Source organism: Pedobacter sp. AC464 (assembly GCF_979253075.1).
The window spans coordinates 1528088-1552310 of the sequence record NZ_CEEDBV010000002.1; the positions used below are offsets into that span (position 1 = coordinate 1528088).

General features: G+C 38.3%; 26 protein-coding genes. 11 read left to right on the forward strand and 15 right to left on the reverse strand.

Annotated elements, in window-relative coordinates; all coding sequences use genetic code 11:
- Nucleotides 1–109 precede the first annotated feature (109 nt).
- Nucleotides 110–1066 carry a pectinesterase family protein gene (locus tag AC0IWT_RS17520; RefSeq protein WP_471798137.1) on the reverse strand — a complete coding sequence of 319 codons (957 nt, stop codon included), beginning with the start codon at nucleotides 1064–1066 and terminating at the stop codon, nucleotides 110–112.
- 236 nt (nucleotides 1067–1302) lie between these two features.
- On the opposite strand from AC0IWT_RS17520, the gene AC0IWT_RS17525 reads away from it, so the two are divergent.
- Nucleotides 1303–2940, forward strand: coding sequence for a glycoside hydrolase family 43 protein (locus AC0IWT_RS17525; RefSeq protein WP_471798138.1), 1638 nt, complete (start codon nucleotides 1303–1305; stop codon nucleotides 2938–2940).
- A 2-nt stretch (nucleotides 2941–2942) separates the two neighbouring features.
- Nucleotides 2943–3731: a rhamnogalacturonan acetylesterase gene (locus AC0IWT_RS17530; RefSeq protein WP_471798139.1), complete on the forward strand. Its 789-nt coding sequence runs from the start codon at nucleotides 2943–2945 to the stop codon at nucleotides 3729–3731.
- Nucleotides 3732–3767: 36 nt separating this feature from the next.
- Here AC0IWT_RS17530 and AC0IWT_RS17535 read toward each other — a convergent pair whose 3' ends face one another.
- Nucleotides 3768–4202, reverse strand: a complete 435-nt coding sequence (locus AC0IWT_RS17535) for a carboxymuconolactone decarboxylase family protein (RefSeq protein WP_471798140.1) — start codon at nucleotides 4200–4202, stop codon at nucleotides 3768–3770.
- 142 nt (nucleotides 4203–4344) lie between these two features.
- Here AC0IWT_RS17535 and AC0IWT_RS17540 point away from each other — a divergent pair, with 142 nt between their 5' ends.
- Nucleotides 4345–5277 carry a hydrogen peroxide-inducible genes activator gene (locus tag AC0IWT_RS17540; protein ID WP_056872706.1) on the forward strand — a complete coding sequence of 311 codons (933 nt, stop codon included), beginning with the start codon at nucleotides 4345–4347 and terminating at the stop codon, nucleotides 5275–5277.
- Here the strand turns inward: AC0IWT_RS17540 and AC0IWT_RS17545 are convergent.
- The 5 genes from AC0IWT_RS17545 to AC0IWT_RS17565 all read right to left on the reverse strand — a co-directional run bounded on the left by AC0IWT_RS17545 (nucleotide 5274) and on the right by AC0IWT_RS17565 (nucleotide 7610).
- Nucleotides 5274–5528, reverse strand: a complete 255-nt coding sequence (locus AC0IWT_RS17545) for a hypothetical protein (RefSeq protein ID WP_471798141.1) — start codon at nucleotides 5526–5528, stop codon at nucleotides 5274–5276. The two genes, AC0IWT_RS17540 and AC0IWT_RS17545, sit on opposite strands and share 4 nt — an antisense overlap.
- A gap of 17 nt (nucleotides 5529–5545) precedes the next feature.
- Complete coding sequence (locus AC0IWT_RS17550; protein WP_471798142.1) at nucleotides 5546–5983, reverse strand: hypothetical protein; 438 nt, start codon at nucleotides 5981–5983, stop codon at nucleotides 5546–5548.
- A gap of 94 nt (nucleotides 5984–6077) precedes the next feature.
- On the reverse strand, nucleotides 6078–6686 hold the full coding sequence (locus AC0IWT_RS17555; protein ID WP_056872703.1) for a superoxide dismutase: 609 nt from the start codon (nucleotides 6684–6686) through the stop codon (nucleotides 6078–6080).
- Nucleotides 6687–6793: 107 nt separating this feature from the next.
- On the reverse strand, nucleotides 6794–7261 hold the full coding sequence (locus tag AC0IWT_RS17560) for a nucleoside deaminase (protein WP_471798143.1): 468 nt from the start codon (nucleotides 7259–7261) through the stop codon (nucleotides 6794–6796).
- Nucleotides 7262–7274: 13 nt separating this feature from the next.
- Nucleotides 7275–7610, reverse strand: a complete 336-nt coding sequence (locus AC0IWT_RS17565; protein WP_471798144.1) for a tRNA-binding protein — start codon at nucleotides 7608–7610, stop codon at nucleotides 7275–7277.
- 130 nt (nucleotides 7611–7740) lie between these two features.
- Here AC0IWT_RS17565 and AC0IWT_RS17570 point away from each other — a divergent pair, with 130 nt between their 5' ends.
- Complete coding sequence (locus AC0IWT_RS17570) at nucleotides 7741–9432, forward strand: sodium/sugar symporter (protein WP_471798145.1); 1692 nt, start codon at nucleotides 7741–7743, stop codon at nucleotides 9430–9432.
- An 84-nt stretch (nucleotides 9433–9516) separates the two neighbouring features.
- Here the strand turns inward: AC0IWT_RS17570 and AC0IWT_RS17575 are convergent, their stop codons facing one another.
- From AC0IWT_RS17575 to AC0IWT_RS17605, 7 genes are all read right to left on the reverse strand, one after another.
- Nucleotides 9517–9897, reverse strand: a complete 381-nt coding sequence (locus tag AC0IWT_RS17575; RefSeq protein WP_056872699.1) for a hypothetical protein — start codon at nucleotides 9895–9897, stop codon at nucleotides 9517–9519.
- Nucleotides 9898–9899: 2 nt separating this feature from the next.
- Entirely contained in the window at nucleotides 9900–11132 is a 1233-nt protein-coding gene (locus tag AC0IWT_RS17580; protein WP_471798146.1) for an ABC transporter permease, read from the reverse strand.
- Between the two features lie 98 nt (nucleotides 11133–11230).
- Nucleotides 11231–11869, reverse strand: coding sequence for an MBL fold metallo-hydrolase (locus tag AC0IWT_RS17585; protein WP_471798147.1), 639 nt, complete (start codon nucleotides 11867–11869; stop codon nucleotides 11231–11233).
- 20 nt (nucleotides 11870–11889) lie between these two features.
- A complete protein-coding gene (gldD, locus tag AC0IWT_RS17590) occupies nucleotides 11890–12471 on the reverse strand; it encodes a gliding motility lipoprotein GldD (protein ID WP_471798505.1) in 582 nt (193 codons plus the stop codon).
- A gap of 58 nt (nucleotides 12472–12529) precedes the next feature.
- On the reverse strand, nucleotides 12530–13279 hold the full coding sequence (locus tag AC0IWT_RS17595) for a shikimate dehydrogenase family protein (protein WP_471798148.1): 750 nt from the start codon (nucleotides 13277–13279) through the stop codon (nucleotides 12530–12532).
- 89 nt (nucleotides 13280–13368) lie between these two features.
- Nucleotides 13369–14136 carry a phosphosulfolactate synthase gene (locus AC0IWT_RS17600; protein WP_056872694.1) on the reverse strand — a complete coding sequence of 256 codons (768 nt, stop codon included), beginning with the start codon at nucleotides 14134–14136 and terminating at the stop codon, nucleotides 13369–13371.
- 60 nt (nucleotides 14137–14196) lie between these two features.
- Nucleotides 14197–15600, reverse strand: coding sequence for a tetratricopeptide repeat protein (locus AC0IWT_RS17605; RefSeq protein WP_471798149.1), 1404 nt, complete (start codon nucleotides 15598–15600; stop codon nucleotides 14197–14199).
- Nucleotides 15601–15850: 250 nt separating this feature from the next.
- Between AC0IWT_RS17605 and AC0IWT_RS17610 the strand changes: the two genes are divergently transcribed.
- Entirely contained in the window at nucleotides 15851–16309 is a 459-nt protein-coding gene (locus AC0IWT_RS17610; protein WP_471798150.1) for a nuclear transport factor 2 family protein, read from the forward strand.
- Between the two features lie 43 nt (nucleotides 16310–16352).
- Nucleotides 16353–17894 carry an L-piperidine-6-carboxylate dehydrogenase gene (gene amaB, locus AC0IWT_RS17615; RefSeq protein WP_471798151.1) on the forward strand — a complete coding sequence of 514 codons (1542 nt, stop codon included), beginning with the start codon at nucleotides 16353–16355 and terminating at the stop codon, nucleotides 17892–17894.
- A gap of 116 nt (nucleotides 17895–18010) precedes the next feature.
- On the opposite strand, the gene AC0IWT_RS17620 is transcribed toward amaB, so the two are convergent.
- Nucleotides 18011–18649, reverse strand: coding sequence for a GIN domain-containing protein (locus AC0IWT_RS17620; protein WP_471798152.1), 639 nt, complete (start codon nucleotides 18647–18649; stop codon nucleotides 18011–18013).
- Nucleotides 18650–18944: 295 nt separating this feature from the next.
- Here AC0IWT_RS17620 and AC0IWT_RS17625 point away from each other — a divergent pair, with 295 nt between their 5' ends.
- From AC0IWT_RS17625 to AC0IWT_RS17645, 5 genes are read left to right on the forward strand one after another with little or no spacing between them, the layout of a single operon-like run.
- Nucleotides 18945–21740 (forward strand): outer membrane beta-barrel family protein, encoded by a 2796-nt coding sequence (locus tag AC0IWT_RS17625; protein WP_471798153.1) that lies wholly within the window; start codon nucleotides 18945–18947, stop codon nucleotides 21738–21740.
- 5 nt (nucleotides 21741–21745) lie between these two features.
- Nucleotides 21746–22528: a GLPGLI family protein gene (locus AC0IWT_RS17630; protein WP_471798154.1), complete on the forward strand. Its 783-nt coding sequence runs from the start codon at nucleotides 21746–21748 to the stop codon at nucleotides 22526–22528.
- A gap of 47 nt (nucleotides 22529–22575) precedes the next feature.
- Entirely contained in the window at nucleotides 22576–23145 is a 570-nt protein-coding gene (locus tag AC0IWT_RS17635) for a Crp/Fnr family transcriptional regulator (protein ID WP_471798155.1), read from the forward strand.
- Between the two features lie 60 nt (nucleotides 23146–23205).
- On the forward strand, nucleotides 23206–23856 hold the full coding sequence (gene trmB / locus AC0IWT_RS17640; RefSeq protein WP_056872686.1) for a tRNA (guanosine(46)-N7)-methyltransferase TrmB: 651 nt from the start codon (nucleotides 23206–23208) through the stop codon (nucleotides 23854–23856).
- The gene (locus AC0IWT_RS17645; protein WP_471798156.1) at nucleotides 23856–24185 is read left to right on the forward strand and encodes an MGMT family protein; all 330 of its coding nucleotides are present in this window, start codon (nucleotides 23856–23858) and stop codon (nucleotides 24183–24185) included. Before trmB ends, AC0IWT_RS17645 begins: the two co-directional genes overlap by 1 nt.
- The last annotated feature ends 38 nt before the right edge of the window (nucleotides 24186–24223 follow it).

Below are 24223 nucleotides of genomic sequence, written 5' to 3' on the forward strand. Positions count from 1 at the left end.
GTCTTTAACCTGAAAACAGAAGAGAAATCTATGCAATCGTTGCCAAAGAAAATTGGAGGTATTTCAAGCTAAAAGCTGTTAAGTATTTTACTATCAAATATTTAACTTTTTATTTTACTTGCGGAACCCACCCTTGGAAAACGTTTTCCAAAGTGTAGGCTTTATATTCGCTTTCCGTTAACTGATGCGACCAGGGCACCCTTTGGTTTGCATTTGCGCCCTTGCCTGTGCTTTTATATTCTGCGTAATAGGCCGTCTGTTCGTTCGTTTCCTTACCCCAGTTATTCCATCCAGTAGGGTTTATGAGCGACGGTAACTCGCAATTTAAATAAACAACTTTTGCGAAAGGCCGCCACGGTCTACCCAAATAAAAGCTGCTTTCGGCGGCGTCGCCGGTTATTTTGCAATTGTTAAAAACATATCCGAATTTGGTTGTGTCTGCTGTGGAGGCGGCGGTAATGTAACCCGCTTTTTTGCAAAAAACGGTACATTTTTCAAACCACGCGGTAGAAGCGCCGAAGATGAAATCAACCGTGCCTTCGATGTAGCAGTTGTAATAGTATTGCCGGTTTTTTGCACCATAGGTATAAAGCGTATCCTGAAAGCCGATGAATCTGCAGTTGTTGAAAATTAGCTTATCCCCGCCGGCCCAAACGGCTACAGCTTGGCCTACAGGGCCCGACGAATTTTCGAACGTGATGTTTTCTGCACTGAATCCTTCGCCATAAATATAGAAACTTGATGAGCCAGACGTTCCTTTTTCTTCTCCGAAAATGTTTTTCTTCTGGTTATAATCATCATAGGTTAAAATGGTTTCTAGCAGACTTTCGCCGATAAATTTTACGTTTTTTTTAGATGCAGCTAAAACAAGTTTCTCTTTATACTTACCTTTTTTAATGAAGATTATGGTGGTTTTGTTCCTGAAATCGGGTACAGCGTTAATCGCTTCCTGCACTGTCCTGAAGTTTCCTGAGCCGTCAATCGCGACAACGAAATCGGGTTTAACCTCGGTTGCATTTCCGCAAAGGGAAAACGATAAAAGCATAAGAAAGACGAGATTTTTCATATGATAGATCGATAAAATCAAATCGGCACGTTTGCGGTAAACCTTAAACGCGGCCGCAGATAATTAATATATGATAGACAATTTTACTCATTAAACTCATTTGCAGAGCAGGTTCGCCTAAAATAAACATCGCAAACGATAACGGGAACGATTGCACAATAAAGATTGGATTAAAATCAAAAATCACTTAATCTTGTTAAACCAAATATAACCAATCGGTTTTCAAAAATCATTGTATGAAACTGTTGTTAAGCATACCTTTTCTTTTATTAACCTATTTAACTTCTTCTGCACAACCCGGAAAAACAAATTACGTTTCTAAAGTTTGGGTGTCTGATTTAAGAAACGGCAGCTATAAAAATCCTGTGCTACATGCCGACTATTCGGATCCTGATGCCATTCGTGTTGGTGATGACTTTTATATGGTTTCTTCGAGTTTCGATGCGGTTCCAGGTTTGCCAGTTCTGCATTCGAAGGATTTGGTAAACTGGAAAATTATAGGTCATGCGATGTTGCGCCAGCCACCCTTTGAACATTTTGAAAAAACACAGCACGGAAACGGTGTTTGGGCACCAGCAATACGTTACCGAAATGGCGAATTCTACATTTATTACCCCGACCCGGATTTCGGAATTTACCTTGTTAAAACAAAAAATATAAACAATAGCTGGTCTGCACCTCAATTGGTGGTTGCCGGCAAAGGCCTTATAGATCCTTGCCCGCTTTGGGATGAAGATGGAAAAGTTTACCTCGCTTACGCTTATGCAGGCAGCCGTGCGGGTATAAAAAGTGTACTCGCTATACTGCCATTAAACGCCGGTGGAGATAAAGCAACAGCTACCGGGACAATTGTATACGACGGACATGAGTTAGACCCAACCATAGAAGGGCCAAAGTTTTATAGAAGAAATGGTTATTACTATCTTTTTGCACCGGCTGGTGGTGTTTCTACTGGCTGGCAAGTTGTGCTGAGGGGTAAAAATATTTATGGGCCGTACGAGCGCAAAGTAGTTATGGACCAGGGTTCCTCTGGCATAAATGGCCCGCACCAGGGTGCCTGGGTAAATACCAAAACTGGCGAAGATTGGTTCCTTCATTTTCAGGATAAGGATGCTTATGGACGAGTAGTTCATCTGCAGCCTATGAAATGGATTAAAGACTGGCCGGTTATTGGATTCGATAAAGATTCTGATGGCAAGGGTGAGCCAGTTTCAATTTTCAAAAAGCCAAATGTGGGCACAGTTTATCTGCCGGAGACGCCGGCAGAGAGCGACGAATTTAACTCGCAAAAATTAGGTTTACAGTGGCAATGGCAGGCAAATCCTCAGGCTACCTGGGCCTTTAACGATGCTGCAAAAGGGGTGCTTAAATTGTATACTGCAAAAATTCCTGATGAAGCTAAAAATCTTTGGGATGTACCTAATTTATTGTTGCAAAAGTTTCCGGCCGAAGCATTTATGATAACCACAAAGCTTGAATTTAAACCAAATCCTAAGCTCGTTAACGAGCAGACCGGGCTGGTAATTATCGGTAGAAATTATGCCACACTCAAGCTAAAAAATAAAAAAGACGGCATTCATCTGGTTTATGGTAATTGCAATGATGCAGATAAAGGAAATAACGAAAACGAGAAAGAAATCGCCAAGCTTAAATTTTCAACCATTTATTTAAGGGTTGAAGTAAAGCCTGGCGCAAAATGCCAGTTTAGCTACAGCGAAGACGGGCTAGCATTTACGTCGGTTTCTGATGAATTTAAGGCGGTTGCGGGCCAGTGGATTGGCGCAAAAATTGGGTTGTATGCAATAAGAGCTTCCCAAACTAATGATTCTGGTGTAGCTGAATTTGACTGGTTTCGTGTTGATAAACTTAAGTAAATATGAAAAACAGACTGCTTTTTGCCTCGTTATCTTTAATTGCCTTTTCTTTTTCTTTTACAATAAAACCAGCCCCTGTTAAGGTTTTTTTAATTGGCGACTCTACAGTTGCAGATTATAGTCTTGAAAGTAATTATAAACAAAAAAAGTACCCGATAACTGGTTGGGGGCAGGTTTTTCAACAATTCTTAGTTAAAGACAGCCTAAAGAAAGTTAACCATTTAATTAAAAGCGACAGCGCTATAGTTGTTGATAAGGCGGTAGGCGGCAGAAGCACAAGAAGTTTTTTTGAAGAAGGTAGGTGGAAAGATGTTTTTCAGTCTTTGGAAAAAAACGATTTAGTTTTAATACAATTTGGGCACAACGATGCTGCAAAAGATAAACCTGAAAGATATACACCAATTAAAGCGTATAAAGATTTTTTAAGGATGTATGTAAACGAAACCAGGAAAAAGAAAGCCGTTCCATTTTTGATTACGCCTGTGAGCAGAAATTACCCCTGGAAAGATGGCCAATTGAGCAACGCTCACGGTGATTATCCGCAGGCAGTTAGAGACGTTGCTGCGGAGCTAAAGGTGCCACTGGTCGACTTAACCATCCGCTCGGCAGAATATTTTACCAGTAAAGGCAAGGATTTTGTATCAGCGAAATATTTTATGAACCTGGATTCTGGTCGATATGAGGCTTATCCAAATGGCCAGAAAGACAATACGCACTTTCAGCCAGCAGGTGCAGCCGAAGTAGCGCGGTTAGTCTTTAATGAGCTCAAAAAAGTTGATATCAGGAAATAATTTTATCTGGCGGCTAGGCCAGATAAAATTTCCTTTTTAGCCAACCATCGTTCTGGAAGTTATCGCAATCCTGTTCCATGCATTAATGGTTGCAATTGCGATAATAATTTGGGCTAAATAATGCTCGTCGAAAAGGCTTGCTGCTTTGTTATAGGATTTATCAGAAACATGACTGGTAATTAAAGTTACCTCTTCGGTTAGTGCTAAAATTGCCTGTTCTTCTTCGGTAAATAAATTTGTTTCTCTCCAGGCATTAAGCAGATAAATCCTTTGTTCAGTCTCCCCTAACTTTCTTGCATCGGTGCTATGCATGTTGATGCAAAATGCGCAGCCATTTATTTGCGATGCCCGCAGCTTAATCAATTCTTTGTGGGTAGGCGTTAAAGCACTTGATGCTAAATATTTTTCTAAAGCATACATAGCCTGATAAGCTGCCGGCTCTGTTTTCTGAATGTCTATTCTACTTTCCATTTTTATTTTGTTTAAATTAAGTTGTAAAAATCGGCATTGGTTTTCTCAGAAAACTTAATCTAGTTTAAGAAATAATCCAGGCTTCGGAAAATACTTATAGTTATAATTTATATATTTGATATTATAAATCAATTTTAGCTATATGACTTTAGTTCAGCTCGAATACATTGTTGCCGTTGATACTTACAGGAGTTTTGTAACTGCTGCTGATAAGTGTTTTGTTACACAACCTACGTTAAGTATGCAGGTGCAAAAGCTTGAAGAGTTGCTGAGCGTAAAAATATTCGACAGGAGTAAGCAACCTGTAAGTCCGACGGAGATTGGATCCCAGATTGTTGCTCAGGCAAGAATTATTTTGCAGGAAAGTGGTAAGATAAAAGAACTAATCAGCAGTCAGCAACAGGATGTTTTGGGAGAGCTTCGAATCGGTGTTATTCCTACGGTTGCACCATATCTGCTACCTGAAGTTATATCATCAATGTTAGAAAAATATCCGGAATTAAAATTGATGATCTGGGAATATACAACTGAAGACATTATCCATCACTTAAAAACCGGCGTTTTGGATTGTGGTATTTTAGCAACACCTTTAACGGATGTAAACATTGTAGAAATGCCGCTTTACTATGAAAATTTTGTGAGTTACATTAGCAAAAACAGTAAGCTTTATAAAAAGAAAGCGGTTGATGCTGAAGATTTGAACGATGAGAATATCTGGTTGTTAAATGAAGGTCATTGCATGCGAAATCAGGTCTTAAATATTTGCCGCTCTACAAAAAATAATCGTTTGCAGGGCTTAGAATATAATACGGGAAGCGTTGAAACCCTTGTGAGAATGGTCGACTTAAATGGTGGTGCTACCTTACTTCCCGAGCTTGCCATTGCCGAGTTAAACACCAAACAAATTAATAAAATAAGACATTTCAAATCGCCGGAACCTGTAAGAGAAATCAGCTTGGTAACGCATAAAAATTTCATAAAAAAGCGCATGTTGAACGCGTTGAAAGATGAAATTTTAGAGATTATCCCTAAAGCAATGAAGCAGAAAAAGAAAAAGGATATTGTTGGAATTTAACGCCGTTCCAATAAATCAATACTGTTAAAATCTTTTTTATTGGAAACATGATCGGCCAGTTTATAGCCTTTAGTATTGGGGTTTTTATCATCCAGAAAAATTAAAATTAGTAACGAGATTATCGGTATAATAAAGGATATGAAAAACCAGAACCAAAAGTTTCTACCGGTTCTTTTTGCCAGAAAACCCGCCAGAAGCTGAGGAGAAAGCAGCAGGCAAAGTACAAGAGACCCGACTAAGATTTCAGGCATTGTAATGTTATTGAAGGTTAATTTACTTTTTCGGGTTTAAGTAAAAGGCCGTTTATATCACCTTCAACCTCTTCTTCTTCGCCTTTTTTCTTTTTCTTGTTGGCTTTACCGCTCAAACGGTCTTCAATTATTTTGTCGTATTTCGCTTGCTGTTCGCCTTTTAAAACATTTCGAATGCTTTTTGAAGTTTCATTTTGCATTTTGTAATACTTGTCAACATCGTCTTCTTTGGTATGGCCCGCCTGTTGTCTCTTAACTAAATCTGATTGTTCTTTAGCCTGATTATAGGTGAGGCTGTAGATTATACTTTTTTGGGTGTCGTTAAGTTTTAGCTTTTTATCCAAATCTTCCACATTTTTCTTCGCAATCTCAGTTGGCGTTGGCGCTTTCTGTTGCGCCATAGATAACGTAGCAAAGCCAACAACCATTAAAAATAAAACTATAACCTTTTTCATTTTGGTAAAATATTATATGCGAAGGTATTAATTAATAAGAAAGCCTGCAAATTGTGTTTGCAGGCTTTTCAAAATCTTATTTAGATAATGCTGGTTACAACGCTTTTTTATAAAGTTCTGCAACAGCATCCCAATTAACAACATTCCAGATAGCCGCTAAGTAATCCGGACGTTTGTTCTGATATTTTAAATAATAGGCATGTTCCCAAACATCAATACCCAAAATTGGCGTACCTTTTACTTCGGCAACATCCATCAAAGGATTATCTTGGTTAGGCGTAGAAGAAACCTGAAGTTTTTTATCAGCACCAACTGATAACCAGGCCCAGCCAGAACCGAAACGTGTTGCGCCAGCTTCCTGCATTTTAGTTTTCAAATCAGCAAAAGATCCAAAAGTATCTTTTATTGCTTTTGCTAAATCGCCGGTTGGTTCGCCACCTTTATTCGGACCTAAAATGTTCCAGAATAAAGAGTGATTATAATGTCCGCCACCGTTATTTCTAACTGCAGCAGGGTATTTAGAAATATTTTTTACGATATCCTCGATACTTGAGTTCGCTTCAGGCTTACCTTCTAACGCTTTATTAAGGTTAGTAACATAAGCTTGGTGATGTTTGTCATGGTGGATTTCCATGGTCATTTTATCAATATGCGGTTCTAATGCATCGGTTGCGTAGTGTAACGCAGGTAATTCAAAAGCCATAATATTTATATGTTTAAAGTTTAAAAAATGTTTCTTGAAGCAAATATAACATTCGAAGGTTAAGTTTTGTTCACGTTATTATCATCAATTGGTTTTGTAGCGATTACTTATCTCCTTTTGGCAAAGAAACTTTTCATTAACATGGCGCACTCTTCTGCCAATACGCCACCTTTTAGCACAGTTTTTGGATGTAGTAAATTGGTACCTTTAGATAAAAATCCGCGTTTTTCTTCACGGGCGCCGTAAACTATCCTGCTTATCTGCGTCCAGTAGCTAGCGCCTGCACACATTACGCAAGGCTCTATCGTTACGTATAATGTGCAATCGGTTAAATACTTTCCGCCGATAGTTTGGCTTGCCGACGTAAAAGCCTGCATTTCTGCATGGGCAGTAACATCATTAAAACGTTCGGTTAAATTGTAACCACGGCCAATTACCCGGTTTTTGGCAACTACAATGGCTCCGATTGGAATTTCATCTTCTGCCAGGGCTTTCTGCGCTTCTGCCAACGCCAGCTTCATGTAATGAACATCTTCTGCTTCCGGATCGTTACCCTCGAAATTATAAAAACTCATGTTCAAATATACCTTATATCATTTTACTTCCGTTAGGAACTTTTCCATTGAGCGTTGTTAAAACGATATCGCCATTTTCATCGGCAAAACCTGTAACCAAAAACTCCGACATAAATTTTCCAATTTGTTTTTTTGGAAAATTAACCACACCGATAATCTGTTTGCCTGGCAACTCCTCTTTTTTGTAAAGTTTAGTTATCTGGGCACTACTCGTTTTGATTCCAAATTCACCAAAATCTACCTTGAGTTTGTACGCAGGTTTACGTGCTTCAGGAAAATCAAAAACCTCCAGAATTGTTCCGGCCCGTAGTTCTACTTTTTCAAAATCGTTCCACGTTATTTCTTCCATAACTTTAATTTTCGCCTAAATTAAAAATCTCGCGTGTGATTAGGCGGCTTGATAAAATTTTAATTTAACACAGATTTTATTTTTTGAATTGCTACATTTAAAATACAAAACCGAATTATATTTTAATTTAATGAAAAATTCCCTGCTCGATTCGAAAGATTACATTGTTTTTCTTGTCTACTTTGTTATTGTTTCAGCCTACGGCTTATACATTTATAAAAGGAAAAAATCGGCAGAGGGCGGTTCTAAAGACTATTTTTTGGCCGAAGGTTCATTAACCTGGTGGGCAATTGGTGCATCGCTGATTGCATCAAATATCTCTGCAGAGCAGATGATTGGCATGAGCGGTTCGGGTTTTAAACTGGGCCTTGCAATATCCGCTTACGAATGGATGGCTGCCGCTACGCTGATTGTTGTAGCAGTGTTTTTTATGCCCGTTTATTTAAAGAACAAAATTTTTACAATGCCTCAGTTCCTGCATCAACGCTACAATTCTACCGTAGCTATGATTATGGCCGTATTCTGGTTGATGCTTTATATTGTGGTAAATTTAATGTCGATCCTATATCTTGGTGCGCTTGCCATTAGTGGGATTTCCGGTTTCGACATCTCCATTTGCATTTGGGCACTTGCAATTTTCGCTATTATAATTACACTTGGAGGCATGAAAGTGATTGGTTATACTGATGTAATCCAGGTGTTCTTCCTTGTACTTGGCGGATTGGTGGCAACCTACATTGCATTAAACTTAATTTCTGATGGAAAAGGAATTAGTGCCGGATTTACAATGCTGAAAGAAGGTGCTTCTGAACATTTTCACTTAATCTTTAAAAAAGATAATCCCAACTATATCGATTTGCCGGGCTTGAGCGTGCTGATTGGCGGTATGTGGATTGCAAATTTAAGCTACTGGGGTTGTAACCAATACATTACTCAAAGAGCTTTAGGTGCATCACTACCGACTGCAAGAGGTGGTTTGCTCTTTGCCGCATTTTTAAAAATGTTAATGCCGGTAATTGTTGTTGTTCCCGGAATTGCCGTTTATTACATCATAAAGAATAACGTTGGTGGTATAAATGCGTCGCAATTGTTAACTTCAACAGGAATTTCTGACCCCAATAAGGCTTACCCGGCCTTGTTAACTTTACTTCCTGCCGGGTTAAAGGGACTATCTTTCGCGGCATTAACAGCGGCGATTGTCGCGTCTTTAGCGGGTAAAGCAAATAGTATTGCCACCATTTTTACGCTCGATATTTATAAAAAAGCGTTTAATACCGGAGCTTCTGAAACCAACCTTGTTAACGTTGGTAAAATCGCCGTAATTGTTTCAATGTTTTTGGCCGTGATTCTGTCATTCGGCTTTGGCGAAGGTTTAATGGGCGAAGGCAAGCAAGGTTTTCAATACATTCAGGAATATACAGGCTTCGTTTCTCCGGGTATTTTTGCCATGTTTATTTTTGGCTTTTTCTGGAAAAAGACCACTTCCAACGCAGCGCTTTTTGCCACGATAGGTGGATTTATCTTCTCTGTAATTTTAAAATTCCTGCCCAAATGGACAGACTTATCCGGCCTTCATCAGTTTGGCTGGTCGGTAGATAATGGTAAAGGTGTTTTTGAAATACCTTTTATGGATAGAATGCTTATCGTTTTTGCCTGCTGCGCAATTGGTATGTACATTATCAGTATCGTAGAGAATAAAAGGGGAGTTGTTCCAAATGGTTTGGAGATTGATACAAAGATGTTCAAAACAACCACTGGGTTTGCAATTGGCGCACTCTTAATTATCGGTCTTATTGTTGCACTTTACACCATTTACTGGTAGAAAGCATTCTACAAAACTGCTTTTCCGGAAAAGAAATGCTTTTTATTTGTATGAGATGACCTAAACGAAAGTTTATGTTCGCAGCTACTGTGCGCAAGGTCCATCGGGTATCTCCTTACTAATTTTTACCACTTTGGTAACCACTAAAGTCGAATCAAAATCGGCGGCAACGGTAGCGGTGTCTGATTTCGCGAAATAACCTTCCAGCTCTACATAAACTGGCTCGTATGGCTTTTCAAAATTTAAGTTGCTATAAGAAAGTTCAAGATTTTTAACACTATCGGTAACCCAGTATTCGCGGCCGTCTTCGCAAAGCGTAAATGATTTCATTTCCGGACCAAAGCTATACAATCCCTTCACCGTTTTAATTTTACTCGCCTCTACTTGTTTCTCCGACCTGTTACAAGCGGTAAGGGCCACGCCGAAAAGCATAACAAATACTGTTGCTTGTTTAAATAAATTCATTTTTATAGTGCTTGATTAATTTGATCTATCTTCTTTACGCTAAATTTAGATGACAAAGCAGATGCCAAAAATGAGAAAATCCCGACGGTTACAAAAACTAATATGAAATCTTTCCACTTTAGCCCTATTGGATAGGAACTTATAACCGTTTTATTTTCTTCACCCATTTTAATTAGGCCATAATTATGTTGTAAGAAGTAAAAAATAAGGCCGATTATGAGTCCGAGGACACAGCCAGACATCGTAATCATCATCCCTTCCAACAAAAATATGCGTTTAATTAACTTTTTGCTAGCGCCCAAACTGCTTAAAATGGCAATGTCTTTCACCTTATCAATAACGAGCATTGTTAAAGAACCAATGATATTAAATATAGCGATTATCAGGATAAAAGTTAAAATGATGTAAACCGCCCACTTTTCGGTGTTAAGAAGGTGGTATATCGATTTGTTTTGTTCCATCCTGTTTTTAATCGAGTAACCCGGGCCAGCATGTTCCTCAAGTTCTTTCTTAAAATCATCAACATTTACGTTTGGTTGTAAATTAATCTCGATGGAGGAAACATTTTTTTCTTCACCCAAAAGTTCTCTGGCAAAATCTAAAGGAACAACAATTCCATTGTCAAACTCTTGCTGCACTTCAAAAACCCCGCTCACTCTTATGCCTTTATTAACAAAATCGTCAGCCGGATTTATATTGTTTACAGCAATGTTCTTCTTTGGTGAAAATATCTCAAGTTCTGTAAACGGATCGACGGTGTTTACCGTTAAATAACTTTGTAGTGCAGATCCTATTACTGCACTATAACCACTTTTGTTGTTTAAAACGAAACGGCCCTCTCTAATTGTACTATCTAGCTTAGGGTTTTTCAAATAATCGTAGCTTACGCCCTTAACCATACCAACCGCTTGCTTATTGTTGTACTTTAACAAGGCATTTTCTTGCAGCACCTCAGTGTAAGAGTAAACCTTAGTATTATTTTTTAAGTCGTTAAAATACCTGGTGTCAGGATTAAAGGTTTTTCCTTTTGCAGGAAGAATCGCTAATTCCGGCGTCATGGTATTAAACATGTTTAGGATGGTAACCTCGAGGCCGTTGAATATAGAAAGGATAATAATTAAGGCCGCACTGCCAACCATAACGCCAACCATAGAAATGCCCGAAATAAGGTTAATGGCATTTGTAGATTTCTTAGCAAATAAATACCTTTTGGCAATATACAGAGGTGTGTTCACGGGTTAAAGATAAGGGAAAATATGAGATGGAAAACCGCTGATTTAATAGCGCAACTAAGTTAAAAATGCCTCAGCTTGTTACCCACGTTATATTAACATTAAAAGAAGGGATTATGTTCTCGTTCAAAGCCGATTGTAGTTGCAGGGCCATGTCCGGGATAAACCTTTACGCCATCGGGCAATGGGAAAAGTTTGGTTTTAATGTTCTCAATTAACTGTTGATGATTGCCCCCCGGCAAATCCGTACGGCCAATACTTCCATAAAACAGCACGTCGCCGCCAATTACGATACCATCTGCCTTGCTATAAAAACATAAATGAGCCGGAGAATGGCCTGGCGCAAAAATCAGTTCCAGCTCGCTGTTCCCAAATTGAATGGTGCCTGTTTCGGGCAAAAAGGTTTCCGGCTCCGGAGAAAGTTCGTAATGTGTCAAGCCCATTTGAGGCGCATAACCTGGCACAGCATGAAGTACCTGTAATTCCCCCTGATGAAACTGAGGTTTTAAACCCCAGGTATCGAAAACAAATTTATTTCCAAAAACATGGTCGAGGTGACAGTGGGTATTTAAAAGTAAAACCGGTTTAAGTTCGTTTTCCTTAACAAAAGCTACAATTTCATTCTGTTCTGCTCCCTCATACATACCCGGATCTATGATTACACATTCTTTTGTTTCATCGGATAAAATGTAAGTGTTTTCGCTGTAAGCGCTGAACGTGAATTTTTTTATGCTAATCATTTGTAGTTAAAATCAAGATATTATTTTTTCCATTTAAAAGTCGATATCATCCTGTCAATATCTTTTTTGATGAATTTTAGAACAGGTTCAATCGAATCGTATTGTGGCCGCTCGTTAAAGTAAAGCGCTCCTCTAAAGTAATGCTTCGTACTGTCGGTTAAAAAAAACTGAACGGATGAGGCCGTATTACCTTCAATAGCATAATATATGCCATAAACTTTCCTATCAGGATAGTTAATTAATTTCTGGTCGATAGCACTTGCTTTTATAGTATGCTTAAATGCTAGTTTTCTGGCATCTTCAACCATTTCATCATAGGCCGCTTTATCGGCAACATCGTAATAAGTTAAATGCAAATATCCGTTAAACTGAGTAAAGTGCAGATTATACCAGTTTTCTTCAGCATTTTTACCCTTATCGGCTTCCATTTTAGCATAAACCGGATATTGGAAACTAAATGGCGCTGAAGAGCTAAATTCCCGGTATTTCTTTTCAGGGTAAACAATGCGGAAATACCCTCGTGGTTTCGGACTATAATCGTTATTTTGGCAAGCAGCTACACACAAGAGAAGCAACACAGGTAGAAAAAACAGATACTTCATTTTCATTTCGCTTCTTTGTTAGTTTTATAGTTAAACGCCGGTGAAACTTTTACGGCAATTAGCCGATATTATTCCAGATACACCATGCCTTTTCAGCTTGTTTGTAAAGCATTTCCAAGCCATTTTTAACATCAGCGCCCTGCAATTTTGCCTTGGTTAAGAAAGCAGTTTCCAATGGATTATAAACCAAATCATACGCCAGATATTCATCATTTAGAATTGAATAATCTATTTCTGGCTGCGTATCCACATTCGGCAACATTCCAAGTGGCGTAGTATTAATCAGCAGCTTGTGGCGCTCTAATATTTCTTCCGAAATTTCGCTGTATAAAATGGCTTTTGGCGTTGGTTTACGTACCACAACCAAATATTCTATACCCAACTTTTCCAAAACATATTTCACAGCTTTCGCCGCGCCACCATCTCCAAAAACCAGCGCTTTAGTGTGTTGCGATTTAAGCAAAGGTTTCAAAGAAGCCTCAAACCCATAAGCATCCGTATTATATCCTTTCAAATAGGTTTCGCCATCGAAATTTTTAATTGATATGCAGTTTACAGCGCCAATCTTTTCTGCCGCTTCTTCAATTTCATTTAAATAGCACAGAACGTTTACTTTATGCGGAATGGTTACGTTTAGTCCGCAAAGCGATGGATTTGCCACTAATAAATCGGGCAGCGACTTAATATTTTCGATGGGGAAAAGCTCATATTGATGGTCTTTAATGCCTTCGTTTATAAACTTTTCGGTAAAATATTTTTTGGAAAAGGAGTGAGAAAGCGGATAACCAATTAAGCCGTAAGTTTTCATTTTGCTATTTTACGATAAAACGAGGCACAAGGAAATCTTTTCAAAGGGATTTAGAGATTGCTTTGTGCTTCGCGATAACGAGTTTTTGATTATTTTGCTAAGTTCAGGAAATGATCAAATGTGTCTCCACGTAATCCTAAACGAATTGTTTCCAAAGGAATAACTTCTGCGGGGGCAATGTTACCCAGGTTAACATTTGTGCCGATTAATTTAATAAACCAAACCTGCTGTTCTTTTTGTGGCGCTTCCCAGATAATACTTTCTTCTGGAATTTGCGTTAAAATTTCATCAACCAAGCCTTCTCTAACTTCTCCGCTGCCTCGGTAAATTCCAACATTTCCACCCTCTCGAGCTTCGGCAATAACCTTCCACGAGCCAGCTTCCATTTCAGCTTTCATTAATTTAATCCATTTGTATGGGGCAAAAATTTTGGCTGCATCTTTACTTCCAACCTCCGAAATTACGGTTACCTGCTTGGAAAGTTTACTGATAAACTCGCATTTTAAATCGTGTTCAATTTCAATGGAGCCATCAGATACTTCTGCATACTCCATTCCATATTGGTCTAAAACACGCTGGTAATCGTCAAACTGATTGCGGATAATGAATGCTTCGAACAATGTTCCGCCAAAATATGTTGGAATGCCCGCACTTTTATATAAAGCTAATTTTTCTTTAAGGTTTGGTGTAACATGTGATGTTGCCCAACCTAATTTTACGATGTCTGTGTATACGCCGGCAACTTCAATAAAATCTTCCACCTGGCGAAGGCTTAATCCCTTATCCATAACCATTGTATAGCCTTTTTGGCGTGGTTTAGCCGGACGTTCGGGAACGTTTAATAATGGGTAATTCATATGGGTACAAAAGTGAAAAAAAATTTGAGATTTATTTGTTAAATTTTTCTCACAAGGCTTTTACCTGATATATCGGTTTATGACATTAATAATGGCGCTGTTATCCTGCAATTGTGGAAGGTATTCAAACAAGATATAATGTTTATCAGGGTCGGTTGTTAAAGCCGTTTCCAAATACCCAAGGGCATCTGCGTAGCTGCCAAGGGCAAATAAATAAGCAACCATTCTGTAATAAAGCTCGGCAGCTTCCGGATTATTTTTTATTGCTTCGGCCATCGTTTCCGATGCCTCCAAAAGTTTTCCCTGCTCGTAAAGCACAGTGCTAAAATCCAGCCAGGCTTCTATATCAAGCGGGTTATACTCCAAAACTTTCTCATAAGCAGTTATAGATTCTTCTATTTGATTGAGCTTATAATGCGCATCGGCCATTGCAAACCAAAAATCAGGATTCTCACCTTCTAAATCGATTGCCTTTTTATAAAAATGTAACGATTCGAAGTAACGTTCTTCATGGTTTAAGGTAACACCAATTCCGAACCAGGCATCGGCCATTTTCGGATCCATCTTTACCGATTTTTTGTAATAAGAACGGGCCTCATCCATTTTTTCTAACTTTTCGTAGCACTCGCCAATTGCACAATAAGTATCGGCATTAGGCTGTTCGTACTCAAAAGTCTGTTTATAAACCTCTATCGCCTCATCATATTTATCTAACTGAACCAGGGCATTACCTTTGTTAAAATAGGCAGAGCTAAAATCTTCCTTAATTAAGATGGCGTAATCATAAGCATCAATTGCTTTTTCAAATAAATTAAGCTTATGGAAACTGTTGCCTAAGTTGTACCACGCAGCGTAAGAATATGGATCGGTATCAATGTATTGTTGATAAAATTTGATGCTTTCTTCCTGCTTATCTAAAACATCATAACAAAAAGCCAGTTCGTATAGCCCGTCCTGGTTCTCCATGTTTTGCTCCAAACTCATTTTTATATAAGTAATGGCACTCTCGTAGTCAGACATGCTTTGGTAAACGTATGCTATCTGCAAAAGAATTTCATCGGTACTCTCTGCCAGGCCCAGGGCTTTCTCATAATTCTCCAAAGCTTCACTAAACCGTTCGGTATTTTGATAAATGTTGCCACGAAGCAGGTAAATATCAGGCTCTGATGGTTCTAAAAGTTCGGCCTTTTGCAGCGCTAAAAATGCAAGTTCGTTGTTATTTGTTAAAATAAATAAATGCGCTTGTTTAATTAAAAAAACGGTGGCATAAGGGTGTTGACTAACTGCATAATCAACTACCTGTAAGGCTTTTACCGGGTCATTTTTTTCGATGTAAAAATCAACAATGTATTCAAAAGCGCCTGCATCGAAAAAATACTGGTCCTTATTCCGGATCATTTCTTCGTAACGTTCTACTGAGCGTTGAGCATCTTCATTGGATTCAAAAAAGAATTCTTCTTCCATATCGTTATACTATTAAAGAACCGTGCCATTTAGCAGAAAAACACATTATAAGTTTACAATATTTACCAATGTGGTTAAAAAATAATTATTAACATTGATTGTTTATTTCGATGTAAATCGCTGAAAATAAACGCTATCGATTGAGTATCTATGTGTGAATAATCAAAAATATTACGCTTCGGCGCAGTTCCTTTTCCCTTCTTCTACAAAAATAACATAAATTTATATTAACAACCGTAATACATGAGTCATGAAAAAAGTAGTCATTTTGGCGCTGGTATGTGCATTTTTTAGTAAAACAGTTATGGCGCAAAACAGGGATGAAGATGCTGTTAAACAGGCTGTAAATAATCTTTTTCTGGGGATGAAAAATGGCGACAGCACATTAGCTGCTTCGGCATTTGCAACAAAAAGTATTTTGCAAACCATTGTTAGTAAAGATGGTAAAAACTTCGTAAAAGCGGAGCCCGTTAGCGAATTTCTAAAGTTTATTGGTACGCCGCACAGCCAGAAATATGATGAAAGGATTGTTTTTACAAAGATATTGATAGATGGACCGCTGGCGAGCGTGTGGACGGATTACAAATTTTATGTCGATGAAAAATTTAGTCACTGCGGCGTGAATTCTTTTCAGCTTGTTAAGGGCGATAAAGGTTGGCAAATCGTTTATATTATCGATACCAGAAGAAAAGACCAATGTAAATCTTAGCTTTGAAATTGAAGTAGATGGAAATTTAACGTGTAAATATAGTATGAAAACAGATATTCAATCGATATTAAAGACATTAGGAATTGACCGTGTTAATCCGGCTTTTAGCACCGGAAGTGAATGGGGTGGCACTGCAAATGGCGAGGTTATCGAGAGCTTTTCTCCGGTTGATGGAAGCAAGATAGCAACGGTGAAAGTAACCAGTGCGGCCGATTATAATTCTGTTGTTGAAAAAGCACATGAGGCTTTTATTTTCTGGAGAACGGTACCATCACCAAAGAGAGGCGAAATTGTTAGGCAGCTGGGCGATGCGCTGCGCAGTAATAAGGAAGCATTGGGCACATTGGTTTCGTATGAAATGGGCAAGAGTCTGCAGGAAGGTTTTGGTGAAGTACAGGAGATGATTGACATCTGCGATTTCGCTGTTGGCTTATCCCGACAACTGTATGGGCTAACCATGCACAGCGAGCGCCCAAGTCACCGCATGTACGAACAATGGCACCCGCTCGGAATTGTTGGCATTATATCGGCTTTCAATTTTCCCGTTGCCGTTTGGAGTTGGAATGCAGCATTGGCATTGGTTTGCGGAAATGTGTGCGTCTGGAAACCATCAGAAAAAACGCCTTTAACCGGAATCGCCTGTCAAAAAATTATAGCCGGAGTTTTAGCAACAAATGATATCCCTGAGGGTGTATCTAACCTGATAATCGGAAACAGCACGATTGGCGAACTAATGACTAATGATAGCCGGATACCGCTAATATCGGCAACAGGATCTACGAGAATGGGCAAAGCTGTTGGTGCAGCTGTTGGTGCACGTTTAGGCAAAAGCTTACTTGAATTGGGAGGCAACAATGCAATCATAATCTCTGAACATGCAGATTTAGACATGAGCTTAATAGGCGCAGTTTTTGGCGCCGTTGGTACCGCCGGACAGCGATGTACTTCTACCCGCAGATTAATAATTCACGAAAGTGTATATGATTCTTTTCAGGCTAAACTGATTAAAGCTTACGGGCAGTTGAGAATCGGCGACCCACTGGATCAGAATAATCATGTTGGTCCTTTGATAGACAAGGGCGCAGTTGCTGCTTACCTTAGTTCGATTGAAAAGTGTAAAGCCGAAGGTGGAAATTTTGTTGTTGAGGGAGGTGTTTTACAAGGTGAAAATTATAAAAGTGGTTGCTATGTTAAACCATGTATTGCCGAAGTAGAAAATAATTTCAAAATCGTTCAGCATGAAACATTTGCACCGATTTTATACTTGATAAAATATAAAACCCTTGATGAAGCAATCGCTTTACAAAACGGCGTTCCACAAGGACTATCCTCCGCAATTATGACACTAAATCTGCGTGAGGCAGAACAGTTTTTATCAAATCAGGGTTCTGATTGCGGGATAGCAAACGTGAACATTGGCACCTCTGGCGCAGAAATTGGTGGCGCTTTTGGTGGTGAAAAAGAAACTGGTGGTGGCAGAGAAAGTGGTTCTGATGCCTGGAGAGCTTATATGCGCAGACAAACCAACACCATCAACTATTCGCATACATTGCCACTGGCTCAAGGTATAAAGTTCGATTTGTAGGTTGCACCTGTAATTATTCTTGAACTAATAACGAATTGTTTACCATGCAAAAAACGGTGAAGGAATCGCTCCTTCACCGTCATCATTAACTAAAACTAAACTATGTATGTAGATTATTAGAAAAGTTTTTCTAATAAGTCGATTTTTAAATCTTCGTAGCGAGATAAGTTACGGGCATAATCTGCTGTTCTTGCAATGCTTATGTTCGTATTTTCTGAAGCAAACTCATCCATTTTCAACTTAGCTTCGTTACCCAGAACCGCAACGTGGTTTTCTGTCGTTCCTTCTAAATTCAAATTTGTTCCATCGTTAATTGTTGTGATTAAATTAACTGTATTTGCATTAATACTTGCCGATGCACTATCTCTTAGAACTACTTTAAGGTCTAATAAATTGAATTTTCCAGCGGTCGCAACTGATGATGTGTTCGAGGCTTCTATGGATGAAATATTGTTAACATGCGCAATTACAGTTAAAACATCTTTGCTGAAAGAACTGATGCGTAGCTCTGAACCTTGTTGCTGCACCAATGCATTGTGCTCATAATATTTATCGAAAACTTCGATACTTTCTTTCTCATCCTGAATGAGAATCAGTTTTACATTTCCGCTCACTGCAATTTTTGTGATGTTTTTTACTTGTGTCAAAGCGGTATAGCTTGCATTATTTTCTGTGGCTGATGCTGATGTTGTTGCGCTGCTTAAAGCAACTATTGTTAAAGAGGCAACGAATAAGTTTTTAATAGAATTTTTCATGATTTTAATATTTTTATGTTGTGAATCTTTTTTCTTTAACCTTGATAATTAGGTTGTTTTGAATATAAGACGACAACATTTACAAAACGTTTCAGCCAATACCGGTGTATTATACCATTAACCAGTAATTATAGACGAACGCCCGTAATATCTATACCAAACAGCACCTGTTTGCCTGGTTAATTAGCAAAGGGATTATGTAGATGTTAAACCAACATAACAAATCTGTTAAATTTTGTTAATGCGTGTTTAAACTAAAATATTAGTTTTATCTTAGTCAGATAAACTAACATCTATGAAACGATTATTACTCTCGATGTGCTTTCTGGTTTTTTATATTTTATCTGCTGAAGCACAAAGTTTACACACAATTAAAGGACGCGTTATCGATACGGCCTCAACAACAATTTTAGGGAATACCTCTGTTTCCCTGCTAAACGCAAAAGACTCTACCATGGTAAAGTTTACGAGGGCTTTGGAAAATGGCTCATTCGAACTGGGCAATATCCGAAACGGGAAGTATATCTTGTTAGTATCTTATCCGAAATACGCTGATTTTGTGGATCACTTTACGCTCGATTCATCTAAAAAAGACATCGATTATGGAAAAATCAACCTCACAGGAAAGGCCCAAATTTTAGCAGATGTGTTAATTAAAGGTAACCGCTCTGCAATAAAAATTAAAGGCGATACAACCGAATTCGATCCGCAGGCCTATAGTATAGAACCGAACTCAAAGGTCGAAGATTTAATTAAGCAGTTTCCGGGGATAGAGGTTGATAAGGACGGAAAAATTACAGCCCAGGGCCAAAAGAATGTTAAAGTTTTGGTTGACGGCGAAGAGTTTTTTGGCGATGACCCAACCCTGGTTACGAAGAATATCAGGGCAGATATGGTAGATAAAGTTCAACTTTATGACAAAAAGAGCGACCAGGCGACTTTTACCGGAGTAGATGACGGAGAAAAAACCAAAACCCTGAACATAAAGCTGAAAGAAAATGCTAAAAATGGTTATTTCGGTAAGGTTCTGGCCGGCGTAGGTACCGACGATTTTTATCAGGGCCAGGTTATGTTTAATAAGTTTGCGGGTAAAAAGAAATTCTCTGCCTACGGCATTTTAGGCAACAACGGCCAGGTTGGTTTAGGCTGGGAAGATAGTCAGAAATATGGCTCATCTGGTGGCGCAACCGTTAGCGATGACGGGGGGATTTATTTCACCAGCGGTGGAGACGACTTCGATTCGTGGGGCGGGCAATATAGCGGACAGGGTATTCCGGTTGCCAGAACTGGTGGCCTCCACTTCGATAATAAATGGAATAACGATAAAGAAACCTTAAATACAAATTACAAAATCGGCTCTTTAAGGGTATCTGGTGATAGAAATACCATTAGCCAAAATAACCTCTCTACAGGCATCATCAATAATACCTCTAATCAAAATTTTGACAATGATGCGTTCAGGCAGAAATTAGATGCCATGTATGAAATTAAACTCGATTCGACCTTAACTTTAAAGGTAAACGTTGACGGAACCTTAAAGCATAGTACAACTTTTCAGGATTATTCGACATTAAGCACACGCGGAGATAACAGTTTACTAAACACCAGCGCCAGAACGTTAACAAATGATGGCGACGATAAGATTTTCAATATTAATGCTTTTTTAACCAAAAGGTTAAAGAAAAAAGGTCGCACATTGTCACTTAATTTAAGTCAATCGGTTACCGACAGCAAAACGGAAGGGTACCTTAATTCTAAGAATAGTTTTTTCAATACTACAGGAAGTGCCGATAGTACGGTAAATGTAGATCAGTATAAGGTAAACAACATTACCAATAATGTTTTTAAATCGAATCTGGCTTATACAGAACCTATTTCTAAAACGCTAACGCTTGTTTTAAATTACGGTCTTAATTTAATTAATGGCCGGTCAGACAGGCAATCTTTTAATCAATCGGTACCCGGCAGATACAATATTTTCGATACGCAGTTTAGTAATGATTATCAGTTAGATCAGGTTATTAACCAGGGAGGCGCAACTTTTAACTATAAAAAAGGTAAAACCGTTGTTAATATTGGCTCTAAATTTAGCGATGTAGACTTTAAGCAGGAAGATTTATACAACAATAAAACCTACAACCGCAATTTCGTGAATTACATGCCACAAGCCATGTATCAATATAATTTTTCTCAGCAAAAATCTTTTAGGTTTAATTACAACGGAAGTACAAACCAACCGTCATTAGATCAGATTCAACCCATAAGAGTAAATACAGATCCTTTAAATATTACGCTTGGTAATCCGGATTTGAGGCCATCGTTTAGAAGCAACTTTAATGCGAGTTATAATTCTTACAAAGTGCTAAGCAGTCAATCCATTTACGTTAGTGGCTTCTACAGTTTTACATCAAATCCAATAGTGAGCGATGTTAATACCGATGCTGCGGGTAAAAGCACTTACAGGGCTGTAAACTTGTCTGGCAAAACGCCGTCAAACTTCAGTGTTTATTCAAGCATCAGCAGAAAGATTAAGGGCATTGATTTACAAACCGGACTCGGCTTTAATATGAATGGCAACACTTCTTATAATTACATAAATAGTGTTTTAAATGAAACAAAAAATATGACTTATAACCCAACGCTGAACATCTCAAAATATAAGGAAAAGCAGTACAACTTTTACGCATACTTTGGGCCAAGTTATACCACTACAGAAGCATCTGTACAGCGGGCATTTAACAGCAACGGCTGGGGCGCTATGGGTTATTTTTCGGGCAATGTTCAATTACCAGGCAAGTTCGAAATATCTACAGACGGCCAGTATACTTACAGGGGCAAAACTCAGGCCTTTAATGAATCTTTTACCCAGTTTTTATGGAATGCAACGGTTAGTAAAAAGTTCTTCAAATCTCAAAATTTAAAAACATCCATTACAGGATTTGATTTACTGAATCAAAATCAGGGCTTCAATCGCTCGGCCTCTAACGGCAACATTACTCAAAGCACGTACACAACTATCAGACGATATTTTATGTTCTCAGTTAGCTGGGATTTCAGTAAAATGGGCGGCGGCGTTAAACCTCAAAACTAAAAACCATGAAAAAGACGTTAAAACTTATAATCTTTTGTACAATAATTTTTATAACTAATCATTGCTTCGCACAAAATGTACATTTCGTAAAAAATGGCATTATCGAATTCGAAAAAAGATCGAACATGTATGCGCTTATCAAGAAGCGGATAAATACCCGCAACGAAACTTACATGCAGCAAGCTTTTGACGCTTATAAGAAAAATAACCCTCAGTTTAAATCTGCAAAAAGCACTTTAAAATTTAATAGCGACAAGGGCTTGTATAAATTCGAAGAAGAATCTGTTCCTGCAAATAACAACTGGCTAAACAGCAATCCGATTGCCGATTTAAAAAACATTATCGCAACCGATTTTAAAACTGAAACGAGTATAACACAGAAAAGCGTTTATGAGGCAACTTATTTAGTTAAGGATAGTATCCGAAAAATTAACTGGAAAATTACCGATGAAACCAGAGATATTGCCGGTTACGAATGCCGCAGGGCAAACGCAATTATAATGGATTCTGTTTATGTTGTGGCTTATTATAGCAATCAAATTGCAGTTTCAGGTGGGCCAGAATCTTTTGCAGGCTTGCCGGGCATGATTTTAGGTTTGGCTTTACCACATGAAAACATTACATGGTTCGCTACAAAGGTAACAGAGGTAACCGTGCCTGAAAAAGAACTGCTGCCACCTACAAAAGGCAAACCTGTTGATAATGCTGGTTTGAAAAAGGTTTTAACTGCGGCCATGAAAGATTGGGGCGAATATGCTCAGCCAGATCTGAAAGCTTTTTCGCTCTAAATTGCCTTATTGAAATTATGTTTAATTTCGCGTAATTTCACAATGCAATGTATCAGCCACTTTTTAATCATATTGAAAGATTTATAGATTTAAGTAATGATGACCATGAAATACTGGAACCATTACTTAAATCTTTTTCAGTAAAAAAGAAGACTTTGCTATTAGAACAAGGGCAAATCTGCCGGGCAAATTACTTTGTTGTTAAAGGCTGTTTGAGGTTGTATTTTATTGATATTAAAGGTGTTAAGCAAACCACTCAGTTTGCTATCGAAAATTGGTGGATTACCGATTTGACCAGTTTTTTGTTTCAAAATGCCTCAGATTTTTTTATACAGGCGGCAGAAAACACCGAAATAATTGCGATTGAACAGCAAGACTATGAACGCATTTTTAGTCGGTTGCCGAAAATGGAAAGGTATTTCAGACTGGTCCTGCAAAAAAACCATCAGGCATCTCAAAGAAGGATAATGTTTTTGTACAGCTTTACAGCCCAAGAAAGATACCACCATTTTAATAGCTTGTTTCCTGAATTTGTACAAAGGATTCCACAATATATGCTTGCTTCTTATTTGGGCTTTACGCCAGAATTTTTAAGTAAAATACGAGCTAAGCGATAATTCCTGCCAAGAAAATTAACCGGAACCCAATTAAATCTTACTTTTGCTGAAAAAAAACTTTTGGGTAAAGATAAACTTAGGCGATTTGCAGAGATAGAAACATTTGCAAACGTGTATCAATTAGAAGAAGGAAAGCCATTGCAGGGTAAATGGGCTGAAGAAAACTTTAAAAACAACAATCCTGTTGTGCTCGAGCTTGCTTGCGGAAAGGGCGAGTATTCGGTTAATTTAGCCAGCTTGTTTCCGGAAAAAAACTTTATTGGTGTAGATTATAAAGGAAATAGAATTTGGCGTGGTGCAAAAACGGCTATTGAAGATGGAATAAACAATGTTGCTTTTTTAAGAATTCAGATAGAGAATTTGCTGGATTATTTTGGGGAAGGTGAAATAGATGAAATCTGGATTACGTTTCCTGATCCGCAACCGCAAATTAGCAGGGAGAAAAAGCGCTTAACTTTTCCAGCTTTTTTAAATAAGTACAAACACATTTTAAAGCCGGGCGGATGCGTAAACTTAAAAACAGATAACGACCAGCTCTACAGTTACACCTGTGAAAAAGTGGAAGAATTAGGTTTAAAAGTTCATAAAAATACCGACCATTTATACACGTCGGCGCTTGTAGATGATGTCCTCTCTATAAAAACGTATTACGAAAAAAAATATTTACTCAACGATAAAAACATAAACTACATCCAATTTTCATTCGAGTAATGAATACCACTTTTTACGAACAGGTTTATGAAATTGCCAGGCTTATTCCATTAGGAAGGGTAACTTCTTATGGTGCTATTGCCAAAAGCTTAGGCGCAGCCAAATCATCACGCATGGTTGGTCATGCGATGCTTTATGCTGGTATGGCACACCCTAAGGTGCCTGCGCACCGGGTTGTAAATAGTAGCGGATTATTAACTGGAAAGTTTCATTTTAATCCGCCAGCACTTATGGAAAACTTACTTGCTGAGGAAGGTGTGGAAGTAAAAAATGATAAGGTTGTAAATTTTAAAAAAGTATTTTGGAATCCGATGGAGCTTGAAATTTAAGTTGCGGCGCTTTATAAGCTGCCTTCACAAATCATTCA

What these genes read in the sequence shown, in the direction of transcription:
- AC0IWT_RS17520 (WP_471798137.1), bottom strand. Translation starts at nt 1,066, where the DNA reads ATGAAAAATCTCGTCTTTCTTATGCTTTTATCGTTTTCCCTTTGCGGA.
- AC0IWT_RS17525 (WP_471798138.1), top strand. Translation starts at nt 1,303, where the DNA reads ATGAAACTGTTGTTAAGCATACCTTTTCTTTTATTAACCTATTTAACT.
- AC0IWT_RS17530 (WP_471798139.1), top strand. Translation starts at nt 2,943, where the DNA reads ATGAAAAACAGACTGCTTTTTGCCTCGTTATCTTTAATTGCCTTTTCT.
- AC0IWT_RS17535 (WP_471798140.1), bottom strand. Translation starts at nt 4,202, where the DNA reads ATGGAAAGTAGAATAGACATTCAGAAAACAGAGCCGGCAGCTTATCAG.
- AC0IWT_RS17540 (WP_056872706.1), top strand. Translation starts at nt 4,345, where the DNA reads ATGACTTTAGTTCAGCTCGAATACATTGTTGCCGTTGATACTTACAGG.
- AC0IWT_RS17545 (WP_471798141.1), bottom strand. Translation starts at nt 5,528, where the DNA reads ATGCCTGAAATCTTAGTCGGGTCTCTTGTACTTTGCCTGCTGCTTTCT.
- AC0IWT_RS17550 (WP_471798142.1), bottom strand. Translation starts at nt 5,983, where the DNA reads ATGAAAAAGGTTATAGTTTTATTTTTAATGGTTGTTGGCTTTGCTACG.
- AC0IWT_RS17555 (WP_056872703.1), bottom strand. Translation starts at nt 6,686, where the DNA reads ATGGCTTTTGAATTACCTGCGTTACACTACGCAACCGATGCATTAGAA.
- AC0IWT_RS17560 (WP_471798143.1), bottom strand. Translation starts at nt 7,261, where the DNA reads ATGAGTTTTTATAATTTCGAGGGTAACGATCCGGAAGCAGAAGATGTT.
- AC0IWT_RS17565 (WP_471798144.1), bottom strand. Translation starts at nt 7,610, where the DNA reads ATGGAAGAAATAACGTGGAACGATTTTGAAAAAGTAGAACTACGGGCC.
- AC0IWT_RS17570 (WP_471798145.1), top strand. Translation starts at nt 7,741, where the DNA reads ATGAAAAATTCCCTGCTCGATTCGAAAGATTACATTGTTTTTCTTGTC.
- AC0IWT_RS17575 (WP_056872699.1), bottom strand. Translation starts at nt 9,897, where the DNA reads ATGAATTTATTTAAACAAGCAACAGTATTTGTTATGCTTTTCGGCGTG.
- AC0IWT_RS17585 (WP_471798147.1), bottom strand. Translation starts at nt 11,869, where the DNA reads ATGATTAGCATAAAAAAATTCACGTTCAGCGCTTACAGCGAAAACACT.
- gldD (WP_471798505.1), bottom strand. Translation starts at nt 12,471, where the DNA reads ATGAAGTATCTGTTTTTTCTACCTGTGTTGCTTCTCTTGTGTGTAGCT.
- AC0IWT_RS17595 (WP_471798148.1), bottom strand. Translation starts at nt 13,279, where the DNA reads ATGAAAACTTACGGCTTAATTGGTTATCCGCTTTCTCACTCCTTTTCC.
- AC0IWT_RS17600 (WP_056872694.1), bottom strand. Translation starts at nt 14,136, where the DNA reads ATGAATTACCCATTATTAAACGTTCCCGAACGTCCGGCTAAACCACGC.
- AC0IWT_RS17605 (WP_471798149.1), bottom strand. Translation starts at nt 15,600, where the DNA reads ATGGAAGAAGAATTCTTTTTTGAATCCAATGAAGATGCTCAACGCTCA.
- AC0IWT_RS17610 (WP_471798150.1), top strand. Translation starts at nt 15,851, where the DNA reads ATGAAAAAAGTAGTCATTTTGGCGCTGGTATGTGCATTTTTTAGTAAA.
- amaB (WP_471798151.1), top strand. Translation starts at nt 16,353, where the DNA reads ATGAAAACAGATATTCAATCGATATTAAAGACATTAGGAATTGACCGT.
- AC0IWT_RS17620 (WP_471798152.1), bottom strand. Translation starts at nt 18,649, where the DNA reads ATGAAAAATTCTATTAAAAACTTATTCGTTGCCTCTTTAACAATAGTT.
- AC0IWT_RS17625 (WP_471798153.1), top strand. Translation starts at nt 18,945, where the DNA reads ATGAAACGATTATTACTCTCGATGTGCTTTCTGGTTTTTTATATTTTA.
- AC0IWT_RS17630 (WP_471798154.1), top strand. Translation starts at nt 21,746, where the DNA reads ATGAAAAAGACGTTAAAACTTATAATCTTTTGTACAATAATTTTTATA.
- AC0IWT_RS17635 (WP_471798155.1), top strand. Translation starts at nt 22,576, where the DNA reads ATGTATCAGCCACTTTTTAATCATATTGAAAGATTTATAGATTTAAGT.
- AC0IWT_RS17645 (WP_471798156.1), top strand. Translation starts at nt 23,856, where the DNA reads ATGAATACCACTTTTTACGAACAGGTTTATGAAATTGCCAGGCTTATT.